The organism is uncultured Neisseria sp. (genome assembly GCF_951230505.1).
In the GTDB taxonomy this organism is placed as follows: domain Bacteria; phylum Pseudomonadota; class Gammaproteobacteria; order Burkholderiales; family Neisseriaceae; genus Neisseria.
Genome location: NZ_CATNVN010000020.1, coordinates 1 through 17,951, shown reverse-complemented (window position 1 = coordinate 17,951; position 17,951 = coordinate 1). Strand labels below are relative to the sequence as shown.

General features: G+C 50.1%; 11 protein-coding genes and 1 pseudogene. 8 read left to right on the top strand and 4 right to left on the bottom strand.

Features of this window, described 5'->3' with window-relative positions; genetic code table 11:
* Window positions 1-240: pseudogene (locus Q1M25_RS02650) on the top strand (FAD-dependent oxidoreductase); the annotation flags it as partial.
* 93 nt (window positions 241-333) lie between these two features.
* On the opposite strand, the gene Q1M25_RS02645 reads toward Q1M25_RS02650, so the two are convergent.
* Window positions 334-2,706 carry a TonB-dependent hemoglobin/transferrin/lactoferrin family receptor gene (locus Q1M25_RS02645; RefSeq protein WP_300481487.1) on the bottom strand — a complete coding sequence of 791 codons (2,373 nt, stop codon included), beginning with the start codon at window positions 2,704-2,706 and terminating at the stop codon, window positions 334-336.
* A 174-nt stretch (window positions 2,707-2,880) separates the two neighbouring features.
* The gene (locus Q1M25_RS02640; RefSeq protein WP_049329094.1) at window positions 2,881-3,504 is read right to left on the bottom strand and encodes a biliverdin-producing heme oxygenase; all 624 of its coding nucleotides are present in this window, start codon (window positions 3,502-3,504) and stop codon (window positions 2,881-2,883) included.
* Window positions 3,505-3,908: 404 nt separating this feature from the next.
* Between Q1M25_RS02640 and Q1M25_RS02635 the strand changes: the two genes are divergently transcribed.
* The 3 genes from Q1M25_RS02635 to Q1M25_RS02625 are packed head-to-tail and all read left to right on the top strand — an operon-like array spanning window position 3,909 to window position 7,395.
* Complete coding sequence (locus Q1M25_RS02635; protein WP_300481483.1) at window positions 3,909-5,219, top strand: paraquat-inducible protein A; 1,311 nt, start codon at window positions 3,909-3,911, stop codon at window positions 5,217-5,219.
* Window positions 5,216-6,877, top strand: a complete 1,662-nt coding sequence (pqiB, locus tag Q1M25_RS02630) for an intermembrane transport protein PqiB (protein WP_300481481.1) — start codon at window positions 5,216-5,218, stop codon at window positions 6,875-6,877. The genes Q1M25_RS02635 and pqiB overlap by 4 nt, the downstream gene beginning before the upstream one ends.
* Window positions 6,877-7,395, top strand: a complete 519-nt coding sequence (locus Q1M25_RS02625; RefSeq protein ID WP_300481478.1) for a membrane integrity-associated transporter subunit PqiC — start codon at window positions 6,877-6,879, stop codon at window positions 7,393-7,395. Before pqiB ends, Q1M25_RS02625 begins: the two co-directional genes overlap by 1 nt.
* Before the next feature lie 57 nt (window positions 7,396-7,452).
* Here Q1M25_RS02625 and Q1M25_RS02620 read toward each other — a convergent pair whose 3' ends face one another.
* Entirely contained in the window at window positions 7,453-8,088 is a 636-nt protein-coding gene (locus Q1M25_RS02620; protein WP_300481475.1) for a GrxB family glutaredoxin, read from the bottom strand.
* 163 nt (window positions 8,089-8,251) lie between these two features.
* Between Q1M25_RS02620 and Q1M25_RS02615 the strand changes: the two genes are divergently transcribed.
* The 4 genes from Q1M25_RS02615 (at window position 8,252) to putA (ending at window position 17,273) form a co-directional block, all read left to right on the top strand.
* Window positions 8,252-10,465, top strand: coding sequence for a bifunctional (p)ppGpp synthetase/guanosine-3',5'-bis(diphosphate) 3'-pyrophosphohydrolase (locus Q1M25_RS02615; RefSeq protein ID WP_300481472.1), 2,214 nt, complete (start codon window positions 8,252-8,254; stop codon window positions 10,463-10,465).
* A 198-nt stretch (window positions 10,466-10,663) separates the two neighbouring features.
* Complete coding sequence (locus tag Q1M25_RS02610; protein WP_150538049.1) at window positions 10,664-11,458, top strand: formate/nitrite transporter family protein; 795 nt, start codon at window positions 10,664-10,666, stop codon at window positions 11,456-11,458.
* Between the two features lie 452 nt (window positions 11,459-11,910).
* Window positions 11,911-13,437 carry a sodium/proline symporter PutP gene (putP, locus tag Q1M25_RS02605; RefSeq protein ID WP_300481467.1) on the top strand — a complete coding sequence of 509 codons (1,527 nt, stop codon included), beginning with the start codon at window positions 11,911-11,913 and terminating at the stop codon, window positions 13,435-13,437.
* Between the two features lie 230 nt (window positions 13,438-13,667).
* Window positions 13,668-17,273 (top strand): bifunctional proline dehydrogenase/L-glutamate gamma-semialdehyde dehydrogenase PutA, encoded by a 3,606-nt coding sequence (putA, locus tag Q1M25_RS02600; protein WP_300481464.1) that lies wholly within the window; start codon window positions 13,668-13,670, stop codon window positions 17,271-17,273.
* A gap of 54 nt (window positions 17,274-17,327) precedes the next feature.
* On the opposite strand, the gene nth is transcribed toward putA, so the two are convergent.
* The gene (gene nth, locus Q1M25_RS02595) at window positions 17,328-17,945 is read right to left on the bottom strand and encodes an endonuclease III (RefSeq protein WP_300481489.1); all 618 of its coding nucleotides are present in this window, start codon (window positions 17,943-17,945) and stop codon (window positions 17,328-17,330) included.
* Window positions 17,946-17,951 lie beyond the last annotated feature (6 nt).

Here is a 17,951-nt window from a genome sequence, read left to right as displayed (position 1 = left end):
CTGGCATTGGACAAAAACTACCGCCTCGACAATATCCCCTGCCCTTACCTGCCCAATGCCTACATCAATACGGCACACGGCACGCGCGGCCTGGCGACAGCCCCCATCTGCGCCGCCGCCATTGCGGCCGAAATACTCGGCTTGCCCCATCCGCTATCGCAAAGGCTGAGAACCGCGCTACACCCCAACCGCGCCATCATCCGCGCGATTGTTCGGCAGCAGCCGTTGTTATCCGTTTAAAGATTTCGTTTTAAATAAAAAAGGCCGTCTGAAAGTCATCAAAACTTTCAGACGGCCTTTAGCTATCCGTTAACTTAGCTATCCGTTAACTGCCTAGAATTTCCATTCCAGCGATACAGCGTAATTACGGCCTGGGGCGCGATAGCGGTCTAAGCCTTTGCCATCGCGGTCAACCCCGTTGGTGGTGCTGTAGCTGTACAGGCCGCGCAGGGAGTCCCAAGTGGTGTATTTGCGGTTGAACATATTGTACACGCCGGCACGCAAAGTCAGGTTTTTAGCCGGTTTGTAGAAGCCGTACATATCAAACACATAAGCCGATTTGTTCAGCCATGGATAATCCACTACTTTTTCTTGCAAAGGCGTACCCCAACCGTTGTTTTCAAACACGGTATATTGAGCGTCTTTGGCTTTTTTCGCACCCAAATAAGTCAGGCGGGAGAACACACCCCATTTTTCGCTCGGGCTTTCGTAATCGACACCGGCAATCACTTTCAGAGGCTGAGTGGACAGCAGGCTGTTGTTGCCTGACAGTTTGCTCTTCGCGTAACCGACAGAACCAAACAATTTCCAGCCTTCAGGTACAAAAGAAACCACTTGACCTAAATTCAGACGGCCTGTCAGCTCAAGACCACGGATTCGGGCCTTGTCGATGTTTTGCATCTGCCATTCCAGTTTTTCGGAATAAGGATTGCTACAAATACCATAGTAGTAATTCATCTGAGTACAGCCGACATCGCCACTGGTGGTCAGCTTCTGCTCTTCAGACAAGAAGTTGCGGTAATTGCTTTGATACAGGTTGGCATCCAAAGTACCTTTTTCGCTGCGGCCTTGCAGAGAAAGGGTATGGGTGGTGCTGCGCTCGGCTTTCAGGTTCGGATTAGGCAACCAGGTACCTGAGCCGTGGTTGTAAGTGAAATACACTTCAGACGCATTCGGCACGCGGAAACCGGAAGTTACATCGTAACCCAAACGCCATGTCTGACTCAGCTGTGCAGCCAAGCCGACAAAACCGCTCCAGCCTTTATAAGTGTTGGCTGCAGGTGGTGTTTTGTCACAAGCATGACACTCGGCATTCAGTTGCTGCGGTGTCATTTTGGTGTAGTCGTAACGGATACCTGCGCGGCTGCTGAACACGTCGTTCCATTGGATTTGGTCAGACAGCGAGAAACCGTAGTTGTTGGTTTTCACTGGATGCTGAATCGTGCTGGACGTGCGTAAAATACGGCCGCTGAAGTAGTAGTCGTCGCGGTTTAAGTTTTCAAACTCACGCTGGCTGGCAAAAGTTTTAAACGACAAGCGATGTTGGCCGCCCATTTGCAACGGTTGGCTGTCCATACGCAATGTAATGCGTTTGAAGGTTGTATCCATGCTGCGGTTGTAGATTTCGTCCAAATCCTTCTGATTGTAGTTGCGCGTCCAGGTAGAATAATCCATCGGGAACGAGCCTTTGTTGTTAACCGCCGCTACTTTGGTTTTCTGATAATCGAAGTCCGCTTTCACCATAGACAACCAGTTGGATTCCGGCGTCCATTCGTAAAACAGGTTGGCATTGCGCCGTCTGTTTACGTCATCGGCTTCGCGCCAAGAAGAAGCGGTCAGGTTATAAGACTCTTCGATCGTGTAATTGTGGCCCTGCTGACCGTTGAGAGATGCGCCGATACGATGGTTGTCGTTGATTTGGTAAGCAATCTTACCCAAGAAACTGTGGTATTTATGTTTGGACGGGTCAGGAATACCGCGCGCAGAACCACGAATATTCGCTCCGCTGCCGGCGCCCTCTACCGGATAACCACGCTCGCCCGCGCTTTCAGTCTCATGGCCGCGACGTTGCGAATACAGCAAAGCAGCATCCACGCGGTCGTTGTTCAAACCGAACCCAAGTGTATTTGTCCATTCGCGGTTGCGGCTGCTGTAACCGTTTTTCATCATCACGCCGAACTGACGCTCAGGCAACAGCAAATCATGACCTTGCAGGGTTTGGTAATTCACGCCGCCACCCAATGCACCGCTACCGGTATTGAAAGAGTCTGCGCCCTTCACGATTTCGATGTTGCGCACGAGTTCGGGGTCGATAGACAGACGCGAGCTGTTGAAGTTGCCATAACGGGCATACAGCGAGTTTTCTTCGGAATCAGGCAGGTTTACACCGTCAATGCTGACGCCGACACGGTTGCCTTCCACGCCGCGTACGGCAAAGCCTTTTTGATGGCGGCCACTGTCGCTCAAGCCAACGTCGGTGGAATAACGTACCAAGTCTTTGTTGTCACGTACCATTTCTTGTTGGATACGGCCAAGGTTGACACGTTCCACGGCCGCAGGCGCATTGCGCTGGCCTTTAACGCGGACTTCTTTTATTTCTGCTTTAACGGGTGTGGTTTCGGTTGCAGCTTCATCCGCTGCCAAGACTGAATTGCCGAAAATACTGCCGACCAGCGCGGCAATAGGGAGCATTTGTAATGGTTTCATATTATCAACTCAAGATGTAATGGATTGTTCATCCATCAGTTAATGCATAAAAAATTTCTGATAATCATTAATGATTAATAAGACAGCAACCCGTTCAAACAAAACTTTGTAGTGTAATTAAAGGTCTCTGCAAACATCTACGCCGAGACCTTGTCTGTTTGATTTAATTATTTTTTAGAGTCTGTGCGGCGTCATACCTTCAGGTGCTTCCGCACCTTCCGGTAAACCGAAGGTTTCACGCAGAATCACTTTATAGAATTCAAAAGCTTCGCGCGCGCCTTGAATGGCTTCCGCTTCAGCTTCCGGAGTCAAGTTCAAAGCATTCAGATGCTCGACAAAAGCGCGCCAGTGTTTGCCGCGGCCGTTCGGATGAGGAGCCAGGTGGCGTGCGCCAAATTCGCCGGTGTATTCGAGTTTTTGAGCGTGTTTGAACAAGAATGCCGCGCCCAAATTAGAACCTTCGGCGCAATACAGCCAGCCGATGGCTTTATTACCGGTTTCGTGTGGCAATTCTTTGTCAAATTTGTAAGGCTCTTCGCCCAAGTCTTTCAAGTCTTGAGTCACGGCATCGTAACGCGCCATGTATTCAAGCTCTGGAATGGCTTTGTTCAATTCGGCATCTTTATAGATGTGATCGACGGCCTTATGGAAAACAGATTGAAGTTTCAAGAATTTGATGTAGTTTTCTTTGCTGGAAAAAGGCTGAACGGACATAACCAAGTTATCAACGCTGTCGTGCGTTGTCGTGGTTTGCTCTTTCAAGCGTTTGGCGAAAGTCAGCTCTTGTGTTTCACTCATGATGTTTCCTTTGAATTAAGAGACTAATGGTTTCAGACGGCCTTTATAGTTAAAAATACCGTCTAATTTGAAAAGAATCGTTTTAAAAACAAAGAAGATAATTTTTAACCTGCTTCAGATTCGTTGACCGCGTACCTTCCACAGATCTACAAGACTCATCGTGTTTTTAAATATTGAGAATATATATTATTTTTAATATAATAACAATAAACCAAACTAAGACCTATTAATAAAATTTAACAGCCCATAGCAATAACCTTCTAAACCCTTTTCAAACTTTTCAGACGGCCCAAACCTTATTAAGCAGCCGCCATTCAATCAAATATCGACCTAAATTTGGGCTATCCTTCTGTTTTCCTTTATAATGCGACATTCTTTGCACCTTCTTTACCCCCTGCCGAACCATGAAACGGATTCCTGCCTACCATCGCTGGTGGCGCTACAAGTCTTATCTTCCTGATGCGACGCTGCCTGCACATACGGTGGAATGCCCGGATTGCGGCTGCCGTATGGATATTCCGCGCCTGCGTCAGGGACAGGAAGCGCATTGTCCGGTGTGCAACCATGAAATTGTGGAGGTGGAAAACAATCCGTATATCGCGCCGATCGCCTATGCGCTGACAACCTTGATTCTGATGGCGTTCGCGTACAATATGGTGTATATCCGCGTCGATTTATTCGGCGTGACATCGATTTTGTCGTTGCCGCAAATGATGCGGCTTTTGATTTCGCTGGATTACGGTTTTCTGGCGGAAGTGATGTTTATCCTCACCTTCGGCGCGCCTTTACTGTTTTTACTGCTCTGCCTTTATGTTTATACGGCCTTGATACGCGAAAAAGCCTACCCTGCGCTGCGCTTTGCAACGCGTGTATTAGTACGGCTGCGCCATTGGATTATGGTGGATGTGTTTTTTATTTCCACTTTGGTGGCGTATATCAAGCTCTCGTCCGTTGCTACAGTAGAGTTCGGCTCGGCGTTTTATCTGATGTTTCCGTTGTCGGTCATGCTGATTCGGACTTCGGTATCGATTCCGCAGCATTGGGTTTATTATAAGATTCACCGTTTAACCGGAGGCCATGCGGTTCAGACGGCCACTGAAGACAAAATCTGTTGCAGCCGCTGCCTGTATTTCCGCGATAAAGACGAGCAGCCTTGCGGCGTATGCGGCGCAGACTTATACCGCCGCCGCCCGAAAAGCCTGAGCATTTCGCTGGCGTTTTTAATGGCGGCGTTTATCCTGTATTTCCCTGCCAACATCCTGCCGATTATGATTTCGTCAAATCCGACAGCTTTGGAGATCAACACGATTTTCAACGGCATTGTTTATATGTGGAACGACGGCGACCGATTGATTGCCGTGATTATCTTTAGTGCCAGTATTATGCTGCCGGTTTTGAAGATTATTGCGATGGCGGTTTTGATTTATTCTGCATACTTCAAACCCGTGATGAGCGCGGACAAGATGTCGGTTTTGTATCGGATTACCGAATCCATCGGCCGCTGGTCGATGATTGATATTTTTGTGATTATTATTTTGATGAGCTCGTTCCACACCAATATGGCGCGCATCGTGCCGGGTGGTGCGGCGATTTACTTCTGCCTGGTCGTTATTTTGACCATGCTTTCGGCCTATTATTTCGATCCCCGTCTGATTTGGGACAAGCAACAGCAGCTTTCAGACGGCCTTGATTCTGACCAGACCTTAAAACAATGAAAAAACACGATTCTTCACCCAATTATCACGCCCCGGCGCGTGTCAAGAAAACCAATGTCTTCACGTCTATCGTGTGGCTGATTCCACTGATTGCGCTGATTGCCGGCGGCTGGCTTTTGGTTAAAGACATCCGCAACCGTGGCCCTGTCGTTACGCTGTTGATGGACAGCGCCGAAGGCATCGAAGTCAACAACACCGTTATTAAGGTGTTGAACGTCGATGTCGGACGCGTTACCCGCATCAAATTGCGCGACGACCAAAAAGGCGTGGAAGTCACGGCCCAACTCAGCGCCGACGCCAAAGACCTTATCCGCAGCGATACCCAATTTTGGGTGGTCAAACCGCGTATTGACCAAAGCGGCGTTACCGGCTTGGGAACCTTGCTTTCCGGCTCATATATTGCATTTACACCGGGCAAAAGCCAAGAAACCAAAGATGTATTTGTCGTGCAAGAAATTCCGCCGATTGCCGCCATCGGTCAAAGCGGCCTGCGCCTGAATTTGATCGGCAAAAACGACCGCATCCTCAACGTCAGCAGCCCTGTTTTGTATGAAAATTTTATGGTCGGTCAAGTAGAAAGCGCGCATTTCGACCCGTCCGACCAAAGCGTGCATTACACCATTTTCATCCAAAGCCCCAACGACAAACTGATTAATTCCACCAGCCGTTTCTGGCTAGAAAGCGGCATTAATATCGAAACCACAGGCAGCGGTGTCAAACTTAACTCAGCCCCTCTGCCTGCCCTGCTGTCCGGCGCAATTTCCTTTGACTCGCCCAAAACAAGCAACAGCAAAAACGTCAAAAGCGAAGACAGCTTCACGCTTTACGACAGCCGCAGCGAAGTCGCCAACCTGCCTGACGACCGCTCGCTGTATTACACCGCGTTTTTCAAACAATCCGTACGCGGCTTGTCTGCCGGTTCGCCTGTCGAATACAAAGGCCTGAATGTCGGCGTGGTTTCCGATGTCCCTTATTTCGACCGCAATGATAGCTTGCATTTGTTTGAAAACGGTTGGATTCCTGTGCGTATCCGCATCGAGCCTTCCCGCTTGGAAATCAATGCCGACGAACAAAGCAAAGAACATTGGAAACAACAATTTCAGACGGCCTTAAACAAAGGCCTTACCGCCACCATCTCCAGCAACAACCTGCTGACCGGCAGCAAAATGATTGAGTTGAACGATCAGCCTTCTGCCTCGCCTAAGCTGCGACCGCATACCGTTTATGCAGGCGATACCGTTATCGCAACCCAAGGCGGCGGTTTGGACGATTTGCAGGCAAAAGTGGCCGACTTATTAGACAAGTTCAATAACCTGCCATTGGATAAAACCGTTGCCGGCTTGAACGGTTCGCTTGCCGAACTCAAGTCCACACTCAAATCTGCCAATGCCGCTTTAAGCTCCATCGACAAACTGGTCGGCAAACCGCAAACACAAAACATTCCGAACGAGTTGAACCAAACCCTGAAAGAATTGCGTCAAACCCTGCAAGGCGTATCGCCTCAATCGCCTATCTACGGCGACGTACAAAATACGCTGCAAAGTTTGGACAAAACCTTAAAAGACGTTCAACCCGTGATTAATACTTTGAAAGAAAAACCCAATGCGCTGATTTTCAACAGCAACAGCAAAGACCCTATCCCGAAAGGAAGCCGATAATGCGCCTCTTCCCGATTGCCGCCGCCCTGACGCTTGCCGCCTGCGGCACCGCGCAAAGCACACAATATTTCGTCCTGCCCGACAGCCAGTACATCCATCCGGCTGCACAAGGCAACGAGATCGCGGTCAAAGTCAACCTTGCCGAACCGCTTGCCAACGGCGGCCTCATTTACCAAACTGATGCCTATCATGTGAATCTGGCGAAAAACCACCTTTGGGCGGCTCCGCTCGATGGTGCATTGGCGGCAAACCTCAGCAACAAGCTCAACCGCCTCAATCCGCATCGCACCTTTGTGCCTGCTTCACGTAGCCAAAGCAGCCAAACCCTGAAAGTCTATATCGAAGCCTTCCAAGGCAGCTATCAGGGGCAGACCACCATCAGCGGTTATGCACAATGGCCGGACGGACGCAGCAAACCGTTTAACGCCATCACGCCGCAACAAGGTGACGGCTATACCGCCATGCTCGAATCGTTGGAAAACGGTTTGTCACAGGTTGCCGAAATGATTGCCTATTAAACCCAAAGGCCGTCTGAAAAAACTTTCAGACGGCCTTTTTCATGTTTCAAACATTCATTACAACGCGCGGTCAAAATACAAAGCCACTCCGGAACGCTCGCTCATCGCCAACAAATAATCCATCAATTTTTGCGGCCATTGAATACCGCGTACAACGGTCAGGTTGCGCAAAATAGGGAACGTCAGGATATCTTCCAAACTGATTTCACCGCCCAAGCCCTCGCCTTCGCATACCAGCGCTTCCAGCTCAGCCAAATCTTGATGCAGACGCTCCAGATATTGCGCCGTTTTGTTCAGATTAGTCTCGAAATTGCCGATACTTTTCTCTTTTTTGTCGATAAAGTATTTTTTCGCTTCATCGGTCTCAAATTCGGGCAGGCCGATTTTGACCATGCGCGGCTGTACCAATTTGTTATTGTATTCGCCCACTTTATCCAACCAAGCCTGAACTTCTGGACGAACTTCTTCTTTCAGACGGCCTTGATCGATATAGCGGACAATATCCAAACTTTCACCCATAAACGAACCGTCTTCTTTTTGCAAAATCGGCACTTGTTTTGAGCCAATCATGCCAATCGGCGTAGCTTCGTCATCGTTCGCCAAGACGACCTCTTCCACCGCCACATCGCGCAAGCCGAAAATCATCCTTGCACGAACACAAAACGGGCAATGGTCGTAAATATACAGCTTCATCGAAATACTCCTTAAAAATTTCAAAACGGTTAACCATAACACCCAAGGCCGTCTGAAACAAGGTGTCCTGAAACATAGTGCCGCATTCGCATACAAATCTAGGGCTGTCGACAATAAACTGTTACAATGGCAACGTTTTTATCAAAAAGAAAAAACGCACGCCATGACCACTATTCGCCAAACGCCCCAAACATCGAGTGCAACGCTGGAAGGCCTCCTCGCTTGGTTCGACGGCTATGTTGCCGCGCTGCCCGATTCCGATAAAAACCTGATTCAGACGGCCTTTGACTTAGCTAAAGAACATTACCCCGCCGATGCACTAACGACTTACGGCGAGCCATTGCTGGAACATTTTCTCGGCTCGATGCAAATCGTCAGCGAACTCGACCTCTTGCCTGATGCCGTGGCCGCTACGATTTTGTCCGACATCGGCAAATACGTTCCCACTTGGCACGAATTGGTTGCCGAACGCTGCAACAGCACCGTTTGCGAACTGGTCAAAGGTGTGGACGAAGTGCAGAAACTGACCCAATTCGCCCGCGTGGACAGCCTTGCCACACCGGAAGAACGCAGCCAACAGGCCGAAACCATGCGCAAAATGCTGTTGGCGATGGTTACCGACATCCGCGTCGTCCTGATCAAACTGGCGATGCGCACGCGCACCCTGCAATTCTTAAGCAACGTTCCCGACAATCCTGAAAAGCGCGCCGTTGCCAAAGAAACCCTCGACATTTTTGCCCCGCTCGCCAACCGCTTGGGCGTGTGGCAACTCAAATGGCAGCTCGAAGATTTGGGCTTCCGCCATCAAGAGCCGGAAAAATACCGTGAAATCGCCCTGCTTTTGGACGAAAAACGCACCGAGCGCCTCGAATACATCGAAAACTTCCTCAATATCCTGCGTACGGAACTGAAAAAATACAATATTCATTTTGAAGTCGCCGGAAGACCGAAGCACATCTATTCCATTTACAAAAAAATGGTGAAGAAAAAGCTCACTTTCGACGGCCTGTTCGACATCCGTGCCGTACGGATTTTAGTGGACACCATTCCCGAGTGTTACACCACGCTGGGCATTGTCCACAGCCTCTGGCAGCCGATTCCGGGCGAGTTTGACGACTATATCGCCAACCCGAAAGGCAACGGCTATAAAAGTTTGCACACCGTTATCGTCGGCCCGGAAGACAAAGGCGTGGAAGTCCAAATCCGCACCTTCGATATGCACCAATTCAACGAATTCGGTGTTGCCGCCCACTGGCGTTATAAAGAAGGTGGCAAGGGTGATTCCGCCTACGAACAGAAAATCGCTTGGTTGCGCCAACTCTTGGACTGGCGCGAAAACATGGCCGAAAGCGGCAAAGAAGACCTTGCCGCCGCCTTTAAAACCGAGCTGTTCAACGACACGATTTACGTTTTGACCCCGCACGGCAAAGTCCTCTCCCTGCCTACGGGCGCCACCCCCATCGACTTTGCCTATGCCCTGCACAGCAGCGTAGGCGACCGTTGCCGCGGCGCAAAAGTCGAAGGACAAATCGTGCCGCTGTCAACGCCGTTGGAAAACGGTCAACGCGTTGAAATCATTACCGCCAAAGAGGGGAACCCTTCCGTCAACTGGCTCTATGAAGGCTGGGTCAAATCCAACCGCGCCATCAGTAAAATCCGTGCCTACATCCGCCAGCAAAATGCGGATACCGTGCGCGAAGAAGGCCGCGCCCAGTTGGACAAACAGTTGTCAAAAATCTTCCCCAAACCCAATCTGCAAGCATTGGCGGAAAAACTCGGCTTCAAAAAAACCGATGAACTTTATACAGCCATCGGTCAGGGCGAAGTTTCCAACCGCGCCATCCACAAAGCCTGCGGCGCGCTGAATGAACCGCCTCCTGTACCGATTGATGAAACCAATATCGTCAAGCAGTCCAAAATCAAAAAAGGCGGCAAAAACGGCATTTTGATTGACGGCGAAGACGGCCTGATGACCACACTTGCCAAATGCTGCAAACCGGCACCTCCTGACGATATTGTGGGCTTTGTTACGCGCGACCGCGGTATTTCCGTCCACCGCAATACCTGCCCTTCTTTCCGCCACCTTGCCGAGCAGGCTCCGGAAAAAGTCTTGAATGCAAGCTGGGCAGCCTTGCAAGAAGGACAAGTATTTGCCGTCGATGTTGAAATCCGCGCCCAAGACCGCTCCGGTTTGCTGCGCGACGTTTCGGATGCGCTGGCGCGTCATAAACTCAACGTTACCGCGGTGCAAACCCAATCGCGCGATTTGGAAGCCAGCATGCGCTTTACCCTTGAAGTCCGCCAAGTCAACGACCTGCCGCGCGTATTAGCTAGTCTGGGCGACATCAAAGGCGTTTTAAGCGTAACGCGCTTATAATTCCCATTCCCCCATCTAAAGGCCGTCTGAAAGTATTGCTTTCAGACAGCCTTTCACATATCGGCTGCCAATATATAACCTACGCTTCTATCCTTACAATCAGCCGTTATTTCCTGTCCGCCATATTCTCAGGCAAACTCGCCATCCGTATGATAAAGAAAGATATTTTTATTCTTATATTAACCTTAAGGAAACTTCATGGATACACGAGACCTGTTCCCTCATGAAATTTTGCAGGACGCCATCGGCAAGAGTTGCGCCAAATCTGAATTCAGCATCAAAATGTTGGTGATTTTGAGTTTCTTAGGCGGCGGTTATGTCGGCTTCGGCTATCTTGCCTGCCTGCGCGTCATCAGCGGCATTCCAGCCGAATGGAACGGCCTGGCCGCCCTTTTGGGCGCATCCGTGTTCCCTATCGCACTGATTTGTATCTTAATCGGCGGCGGCGAGTTGGCAACAGGCAATATGATGATTATGGCTTTGGGCAGATTAACCGGCCGTGTCAGCACCTACAAACTGGTACGCAATTGGCTCATTGTCAGCTTGGGCAATCTGGCAGGCGCCGTTGCCATGGCCTATTTTCTCGGCCACTACGTCGGCCTTGCCGAAGGACCGGCCACAGCGAAAACCATTGCCATTGCCGAAGCTAAAGTCAATATGGACTTCGGCCGCGCATTCGTTTCTGCCATCGCATGTAACTGGATGGTGTGTATGGGCATCTGGTTTTACTTCGGCGCACGCCATACTTCAGGACGAATCTTAGCCATGTGGTTCCCGGTTATGATCTTCGTATTAATCGGCTTTCAACACTTTGTTGCCAATATGTTCATCATTCCGGCCGGCATTTGGGCGGGCGCAAACGTCAGTTGGGGTCAATTTTTCTACAACATGATTCCCGTTTTCTTAGGCAACGTCCTGGGCGGGTCATCCTTTGTCGCAGCCTCTTATCTCTTTGCTTACAAACACTTACTAAAAGACGATTTTTCTATTTAATGTAGTCTTTTTTTCTAAAAACCCCGTATCTACCCGACACAGATACGGGGTTTCTGCACAAGGCCATCTGAAAGTCCAAGTCGTTTAATTACTTTTTCTCTTTAATCCTCAAAAAACATCAGGAAAGATAGTTTCACACACTTTCCTTCGTCATCATCGGTAAAAATTTATATATTTTTATGTTTTTAAATGACTTAGCTAAAAGGCGGCATCAATTTCGAATAAAGGCTGAGTTCTTCGCTTTGCAAAAGCGACTTTTTACGGTATGCTGGTTTAAATTATTTACAATTTAATGCATTAAAATTTCGTATTTTATTGTATTTGAAAATAATTTATCCTGTCTCTCTCGCAAAAAACAGGATTTTTAAGCTGTATTTTTATTAGAAAAAAGTTTGGGTATGAATTGCTTGCAATTTCAAACCCGTTTTAAAAGTTAGATGAGGAATAAGTACATGAATCCCATGTATATCACTTTCGCGATCTATTTGGTCGCCGTATTACTGATCGGCCTCGCCGCCTATTTTTCAACACGAAACTTCGACGACTACATTCTCGGCGGCCGCAGCTTAGGTCCGTTCGTGACCGCGATGTCTGCCGGTGCTTCCGATATGTCAGGTTGGCTTTTGATGGGTTTACCCGGTGCCATTTACCTGAGCGGTTTGAATGAAGCTTGGATTGCCATTGGTCTGATTGTGGGTGCATACCTCAACTGGCTCTTGGTTGCAGGCCGTCTGCGCGTGCATACCGAATACGCCAACAACGCACTGACGCTTCCTGACTACTTCTTCCACCGCTTCGGTGCCGGCGGTCACTTGATGAAAGTGGTTTCCGCACTGATTATCTTGTTCTTCTTCACTATTTACTGTGCTTCAGGCATCGTGGCCGGTGCTACCCTGTTCCAAAGCCTGTTCCACGGTATGTCTTACAATCAAGCCATGTGGCTGGGTGCCGGCGCAACCATCGCCTATACCTTCTTGGGTGGTTTCTTGGCCGTAAGCTGGACCGATACCCTGCAGGCTTCTTTGATGATTTTTGCATTGATCCTGACCCCTGTAATGGTGTACTTGGGCTTGGGTGGTGCAGATCAAATGAATGCCGCTATGCAACAAGTTGCCGCTTCTACCGGTAAAGAATACGGCAGCCTGTTTGCCGGTACTACTTTCATCGGCATTATCTCTACCGCCGCTTGGGGCTTGGGCTATTTCGGCCAACCACACATTTTGGCTCGTTTCATGGCTGCTGAAAGCGCTAAATCCCTGGTTTCTGCACGCCGTATCGGTATGACCTGGATGATTCTGTGTATGGCCGGTGCTGTGGCTGTCGGCTACTTCGGTATCGCTTACTTCGGCGCCAACCCTGCCCACGTTGATGAAATGAACGGCAACCACGAACGTATCTTCATCGCTTTGGCTACCCTGCTCTTCAACCCTTGGATTGCCGGTATCATCTTGAGCGCGATTCTTGCCGCCGTAATGTCCACCCTGTCTTGCCAATTGTTGGTTTGCTCCAGCGCGATTACCGAAGACTTCTACAAAGGCTTCCTGCGTAAAAAAGCACAACAAGCCGAATTGGTATGGATTGGCCGTCTGATGGTTTTGGCGATTGCCGTGATTTCCATCCTGATTGCTTCTGACCCTGAAAGCAAAGTATTGGGCTTGGTAGCTTACGCATGGGCAGGCTTTGGTGCCGCATTCGGCCCGGTTGTTATCCTGTCTGTACTGTGGAAACGCATTACTGCCTACGGCGCACTCTCCGGCATGATTGCAGGCGCGCTGACTGTGGTTGTTTGGGCTGAGTGGATCAAAAAACCTGCTTTGGCCGCACAAGAAACAGGCTTCTCTACCGTATATGAAATCGTTCCAGGCTTTATCGCTTGTACCCTCGTGATTGTTTTGGTATCTCTGATGGACAAACAACCGTCACGCGAATTGCAAGAACGTTTCGAAAAAGCAGACGCAGAATACCGCGCCTCTAAATAAGACGTTTTCAGACGGCCTGCATGATTCAGTGCAGGCCGTCTGTCTGTGTTATGAAATAAACTGTTTCAAAATAATCTGAGCCTTGTCAGAAAAAACAGCAATTTATGCGGATGCATCTTGTATCCGCATCATAATTTTATTACGATATTACTATCCTTCAGAATGCCTGTTTTAGCAGTCTTAATTCAGGCCGTCTGAAATCATGAAAAAACCTTTGGAGAACATAAATAATGTTTAACTTCGCTTTTCCAACACAAACTCCTCTGCGTCAAGCTGTAACTGATGCCTACCGCCGCGATGAAATCGAGGCCGTTCAGGATATGTTGCAACGTGCACAGATGACCGACGAAGAACGCAATGCCGCCTCCGAGCTTGCCCGTCGTTTGGTTACCCAAGTCCGCTCCAGCCGCACCAAAGCAAGCGGCGTAGATGCCTTGATGCACGAATTCTCTCTCTCCAGTGAAGAAGGTGTTGCACTGATGTGTCTGGCTGAAGCCCTGCTGCGCATTCCGGACAATGCCACCCGTGACCGCCTGATTGCCGACAAAATCTCTGAAGGCAACTGGAAAAGCCACTTGAACAACAGCCCTTCCCTCTTCGTTAACGCGGCCGCATGGGGTCTGCTGATTACCGGCAAACTGACCGCAACAAACGACAAACAGATGAGTTCCGCATTGAGCCGTCTGATCAGCAAAGGCGGCGCGCCCCTGATCCGTCAAGGTGTAAACTACGCAATGCGCCTGTTGGGCAAACAGTTCGTAACCGGCCAAACCATTGAAGAAGCGCTGCAAAACGGTAAAGAGCGCGAGAAAATGGGTTACCGCTTCTCTTTCGATATGTTGGGTGAAGCCGCATACACTGAAGAAGATGCCAACCGCTACTACAACGACTACGTTCAAGCCATTCACGCCATCGGTAAAGATGCCGCAGGCCAAGGCGTTTACGAAGGCAACGGTATTTCCGTCAAACTTTCCGCCATCCACCCACGCTACTCACGCGCCCAACACGAACGCGTTATGAGCGAACTGTTGCCACGCCTGAAAGAATTGTTCCTTTTGGGTAAAAAATACGATATCGGTATCAACATCGACGCCGAAGAAGCAAACCGTCTCGAATTGTCTTTAGACTTGATGGAAGCTTTGGTTTCCGATCCTGACTTGGCCGGCTACAAAGGTATCGGTTTCGTTGTTCAAGCCTACCAAAAACGTTGCCCGTTCGTTATCGACTATCTGATCGACCTGGCTCGCCGCAACAACCAAAAACTGATGATCCGTTTGGTTAAAGGTGCATACTGGGACAGCGAAGTGAAATGGGCTCAAGTAGACGGCATGGAAGGCTATCCGACTTACACCCGTAAAGTCCACACCGACATCTCCTACCTCGCCTGCGCACGCAAACTCTTGGATGCGCAAGATGCCGTGTTCCCACAATTTGCCACCCACAACGCCTACACTTTGGGCGCAATCTACCAAATGGGTAAAGGCAAAGACTTCGAACACCAATGTCTGCACGGCATGGGCGAAACCCTGTACGACCAAGTGGTCGGCCCGCAAAACTTAGGCCGTCGCGTACGCGTGTATGCCCCGGTCGGCACACACGAAACCCTGCTTGCCTACTTGGTACGCCGCCTGTTGGAAAACGGTGCGAACTCTTCTTTCGTGAACCAAATCGTTGACGAAAACATCAGTATCGACCGCCTGATTAAGAGTCCGTTCGACACCATCGCCGAACAAGGCATCCACCTGCATCCGGCATTGCCTCTGCCGCGCGATTTGTATGGCAAAGGCCGTCTGAACTCCCAAGGCGTCGATTTCAGCAACGAAAACGTATTGCAAAATCTGCAAGAAAAACTCAACCAAGCTTCTTCCGAAGACTTCCACGTCGCATCTATCGTCAATGGCGAAGCGCGTAACGTGGGCGAAGCGCAACCTGTCCGCAACCCTGCAGACCACAACGATGTTGTCGGCACTGTCAGCTTTGCCGATGCGGCATTGGCTCAAGAAGCTATTGGTGCAGCCGTTGCCGCCCTGCCGGAGTGGAGCGCCAAACCTGCTTCAGAACGCGCCAACTGCCTGCGCCGTTTTGCCGATTTGTTGGAACAACACACGCCTGCATTGATGATGCTGGCCGTCCGCGAAGCCGGTAAAACCCTGAACAACGCCGTTGCCGAAGTACGTGAAGCCGTTGACTTCTGCCGCTACTATGCCAACGAAGCTGAGAACACCCTGCCTAAAGATGCCAAAGCTGTCGGCGCAATCGTTGCCATCAGCCCATGGAACTTCCCATTGGCCATCTTTACCGGCGAAGTCGTTTCTGCATTGGCAGCCGGTAACACCGTTATCGCCAAACCTGCCGAACAAACCAGCCTGATTGCTACTTACGCCGTTTCCTTGATGCATCAAGCCGGTATTCCGACTTCTGCGTTGCAACTCGTACTCGGCGCAGGCGATGTCGGCTCTGCCCTGACCGGCGATACCCGCATTGGCGGCGTGATCTTCACCGGTTCTACCGAAGTAGCGCGCCTGATCAACAAAGCCCTGTCCAAACGCGACGACAGCCCTGTCCTGATTGCCGAGACCGGCGGTCAAAACGCGATGATCGTGGACTCTACCGCCCTGCCGGAACAAGTCTGCCTCGACGTATTGAACTCTGCCTTCGACAGCGCGGGCCAACGTTGTTCCGCCCTGCGTATCTTGTGCGTTCAAGAAGATGTTGCCGATAAAATGGTCAACATCATCAAAGGTGCAATGGACGAATTGGTTGTCGGCAAACCGACCCAACTGACCACAGACATCGGCCCTGTCATCGATGCTGAAGCCCAACAAAACCTGTTGGCCCACATCAACAAAATGAAAGGTGTAGCAAAGGCTTACCACGAAATCAAAACTGCTGCCGACGTTGATGACAACAACTCTACCTTCGTTCGTCCAATCCTGTTTGAATTGAACAACCTGAACGAGTTGCAACGCGAAGTGTTCGGTCCTGTACTGCACGTTGTCCGCTACCGCGCCAGCGAATTGGATCAACTCATCAACCAAATCAACGCCAAAGGCTATGCTCTGACCAGCGGTGTACACAGCCGTATCGAAGGCACTGTCGACCATATCCGCGACCGCATCGAAGCCGGTAACATCTACGTTAACCGCAACATCGTTGGTGCCGTTGTCGGCGTACAACCTTTCGGCGGTCACGGCTTGTCCGGTACCGGTCCAAAAGCAGGCGGTTCATTCTATCTGCAACGCCTGGTTCGTACTCCTGAATGGGTTGCCCCAACCCTCAGCCGCATCGGCCAAGCAGACGAAGACGCACTCAAACGTTTGGAAACCCTGGTTCACAAACTGCCGTTTAACGCAGAAGAGAAAAAAGCCGCAGCCGCAGCTTTGGGTCACGCACGCGTCCGTACCCTGCGCAAAGCCGAAACCGTATTGGTCGGCCCGACCGGCGAACGCAACTCATTGAGCTGGCGCTCTCCAGAACGTGTTTGGGTACATGGCGGCAATCTGCTGCAAGCCTTCTCTGCCCTGACCGAGCTGGCAGCCGCAGGCATCCAAACCGTTGTTGAGCCTAACAGCCCGTTGGCTTCCTACTCAGCTGATTTGGACGGTTTGTTGCAAGTCAACAGCAAACCTGAAAACGCAGGCATCAGCCATGTTGCCGCTATCGAGCCTTTGAGCAGCGAGCGCAAACAAGAGTTGGCCGGCCGCGACGGTGCGCTCATCCGCATCCTGCCTTCTGAACAAGGTCTGGATATCCTGCAAGTATTTGAAGAAATCTCTTGCAGTATCAATACTACCGCTGCCGGTGGTAACGCCAGCCTGATGGCAGTTGCCGACTAATCACAGCCAAATCAAAGGCCGTCTGAAATTCAGACGGCCTTTTTTATGTTTTATTTACATTTTTGCCGGATATTCGCACAAATCGTTAATTAGGCATTTACTGCATTGCGGTTTTAAAGCCTTACACGTATAGCGGCCATGCAAAATCAACCAGTGATGGGCATCCATCAAAAATTCTTTGGGAATAAAGCGCATCAGCTTGTCTTCAACTTCACGCACATCCTTGCCCGGCGCGATTTTAGTGCGGTTGGCCACACGGAAAATATGGGTATCGACCGCCATAACAGGTTGCCCGAATGCAGTATTCAACACCACATTGGCTGTTTTACGGCCAACACCGGGCAAAGATTCCAAAGCCTCTCGGTCAGCAGGTACTTCGCCGTTGTATTTCTCCAGCAAAATACGGCATGTCTGCATGATGTGTTTGGATTTGGTTTTGTAGAGGCCTATGGTTTTGGTGTACTCCATCACGCCGTCCAGCCCTAAATCCAACATGGCTTGCGGCGTATTGGCAACGGGAAAGAGTTTGGCAGTCGCTTTGTTCACGCCGACATCAGTTGCTTGTGCAGACAATAAAACGGCGATAAGCAGCTCAAACGGCGAGCTGAAATTCAACTCGGTAGTCGGATGAGGATTGGCAGCGCGGAAACGCTCGAAAATTTCTTGGCGGATTTGTTT

Coding starts and splice junctions, on each gene's coding strand:
- Q1M25_RS02620 (WP_300481475.1), bottom strand. CDS start 8,088: ATGAAGCTGTATATTTACGACCATTGCCCGTTTTGTGTTCGTGCAAGG.
- Q1M25_RS02635 (WP_300481483.1), top strand. CDS start 3,909: ATGAAACGGATTCCTGCCTACCATCGCTGGTGGCGCTACAAGTCTTAT.
- Q1M25_RS02615 (WP_300481472.1), top strand. CDS start 8,252: ATGACCACTATTCGCCAAACGCCCCAAACATCGAGTGCAACGCTGGAA.
- Q1M25_RS02610 (WP_150538049.1), top strand. CDS start 10,664: ATGGATACACGAGACCTGTTCCCTCATGAAATTTTGCAGGACGCCATC.
- Q1M25_RS02640 (WP_049329094.1), bottom strand. CDS start 3,504: ATGAGTGAAACACAAGAGCTGACTTTCGCCAAACGCTTGAAAGAGCAA.
- putP (WP_300481467.1), top strand. CDS start 11,911: ATGAATCCCATGTATATCACTTTCGCGATCTATTTGGTCGCCGTATTA.
- putA (WP_300481464.1), top strand. CDS start 13,668: ATGTTTAACTTCGCTTTTCCAACACAAACTCCTCTGCGTCAAGCTGTA.
- pqiB (WP_300481481.1), top strand. CDS start 5,216: ATGAAAAAACACGATTCTTCACCCAATTATCACGCCCCGGCGCGTGTC.
- Q1M25_RS02625 (WP_300481478.1), top strand. CDS start 6,877: ATGCGCCTCTTCCCGATTGCCGCCGCCCTGACGCTTGCCGCCTGCGGC.
- Q1M25_RS02645 (WP_300481487.1), bottom strand. CDS start 2,706: ATGAAACCATTACAAATGCTCCCTATTGCCGCGCTGGTCGGCAGTATT.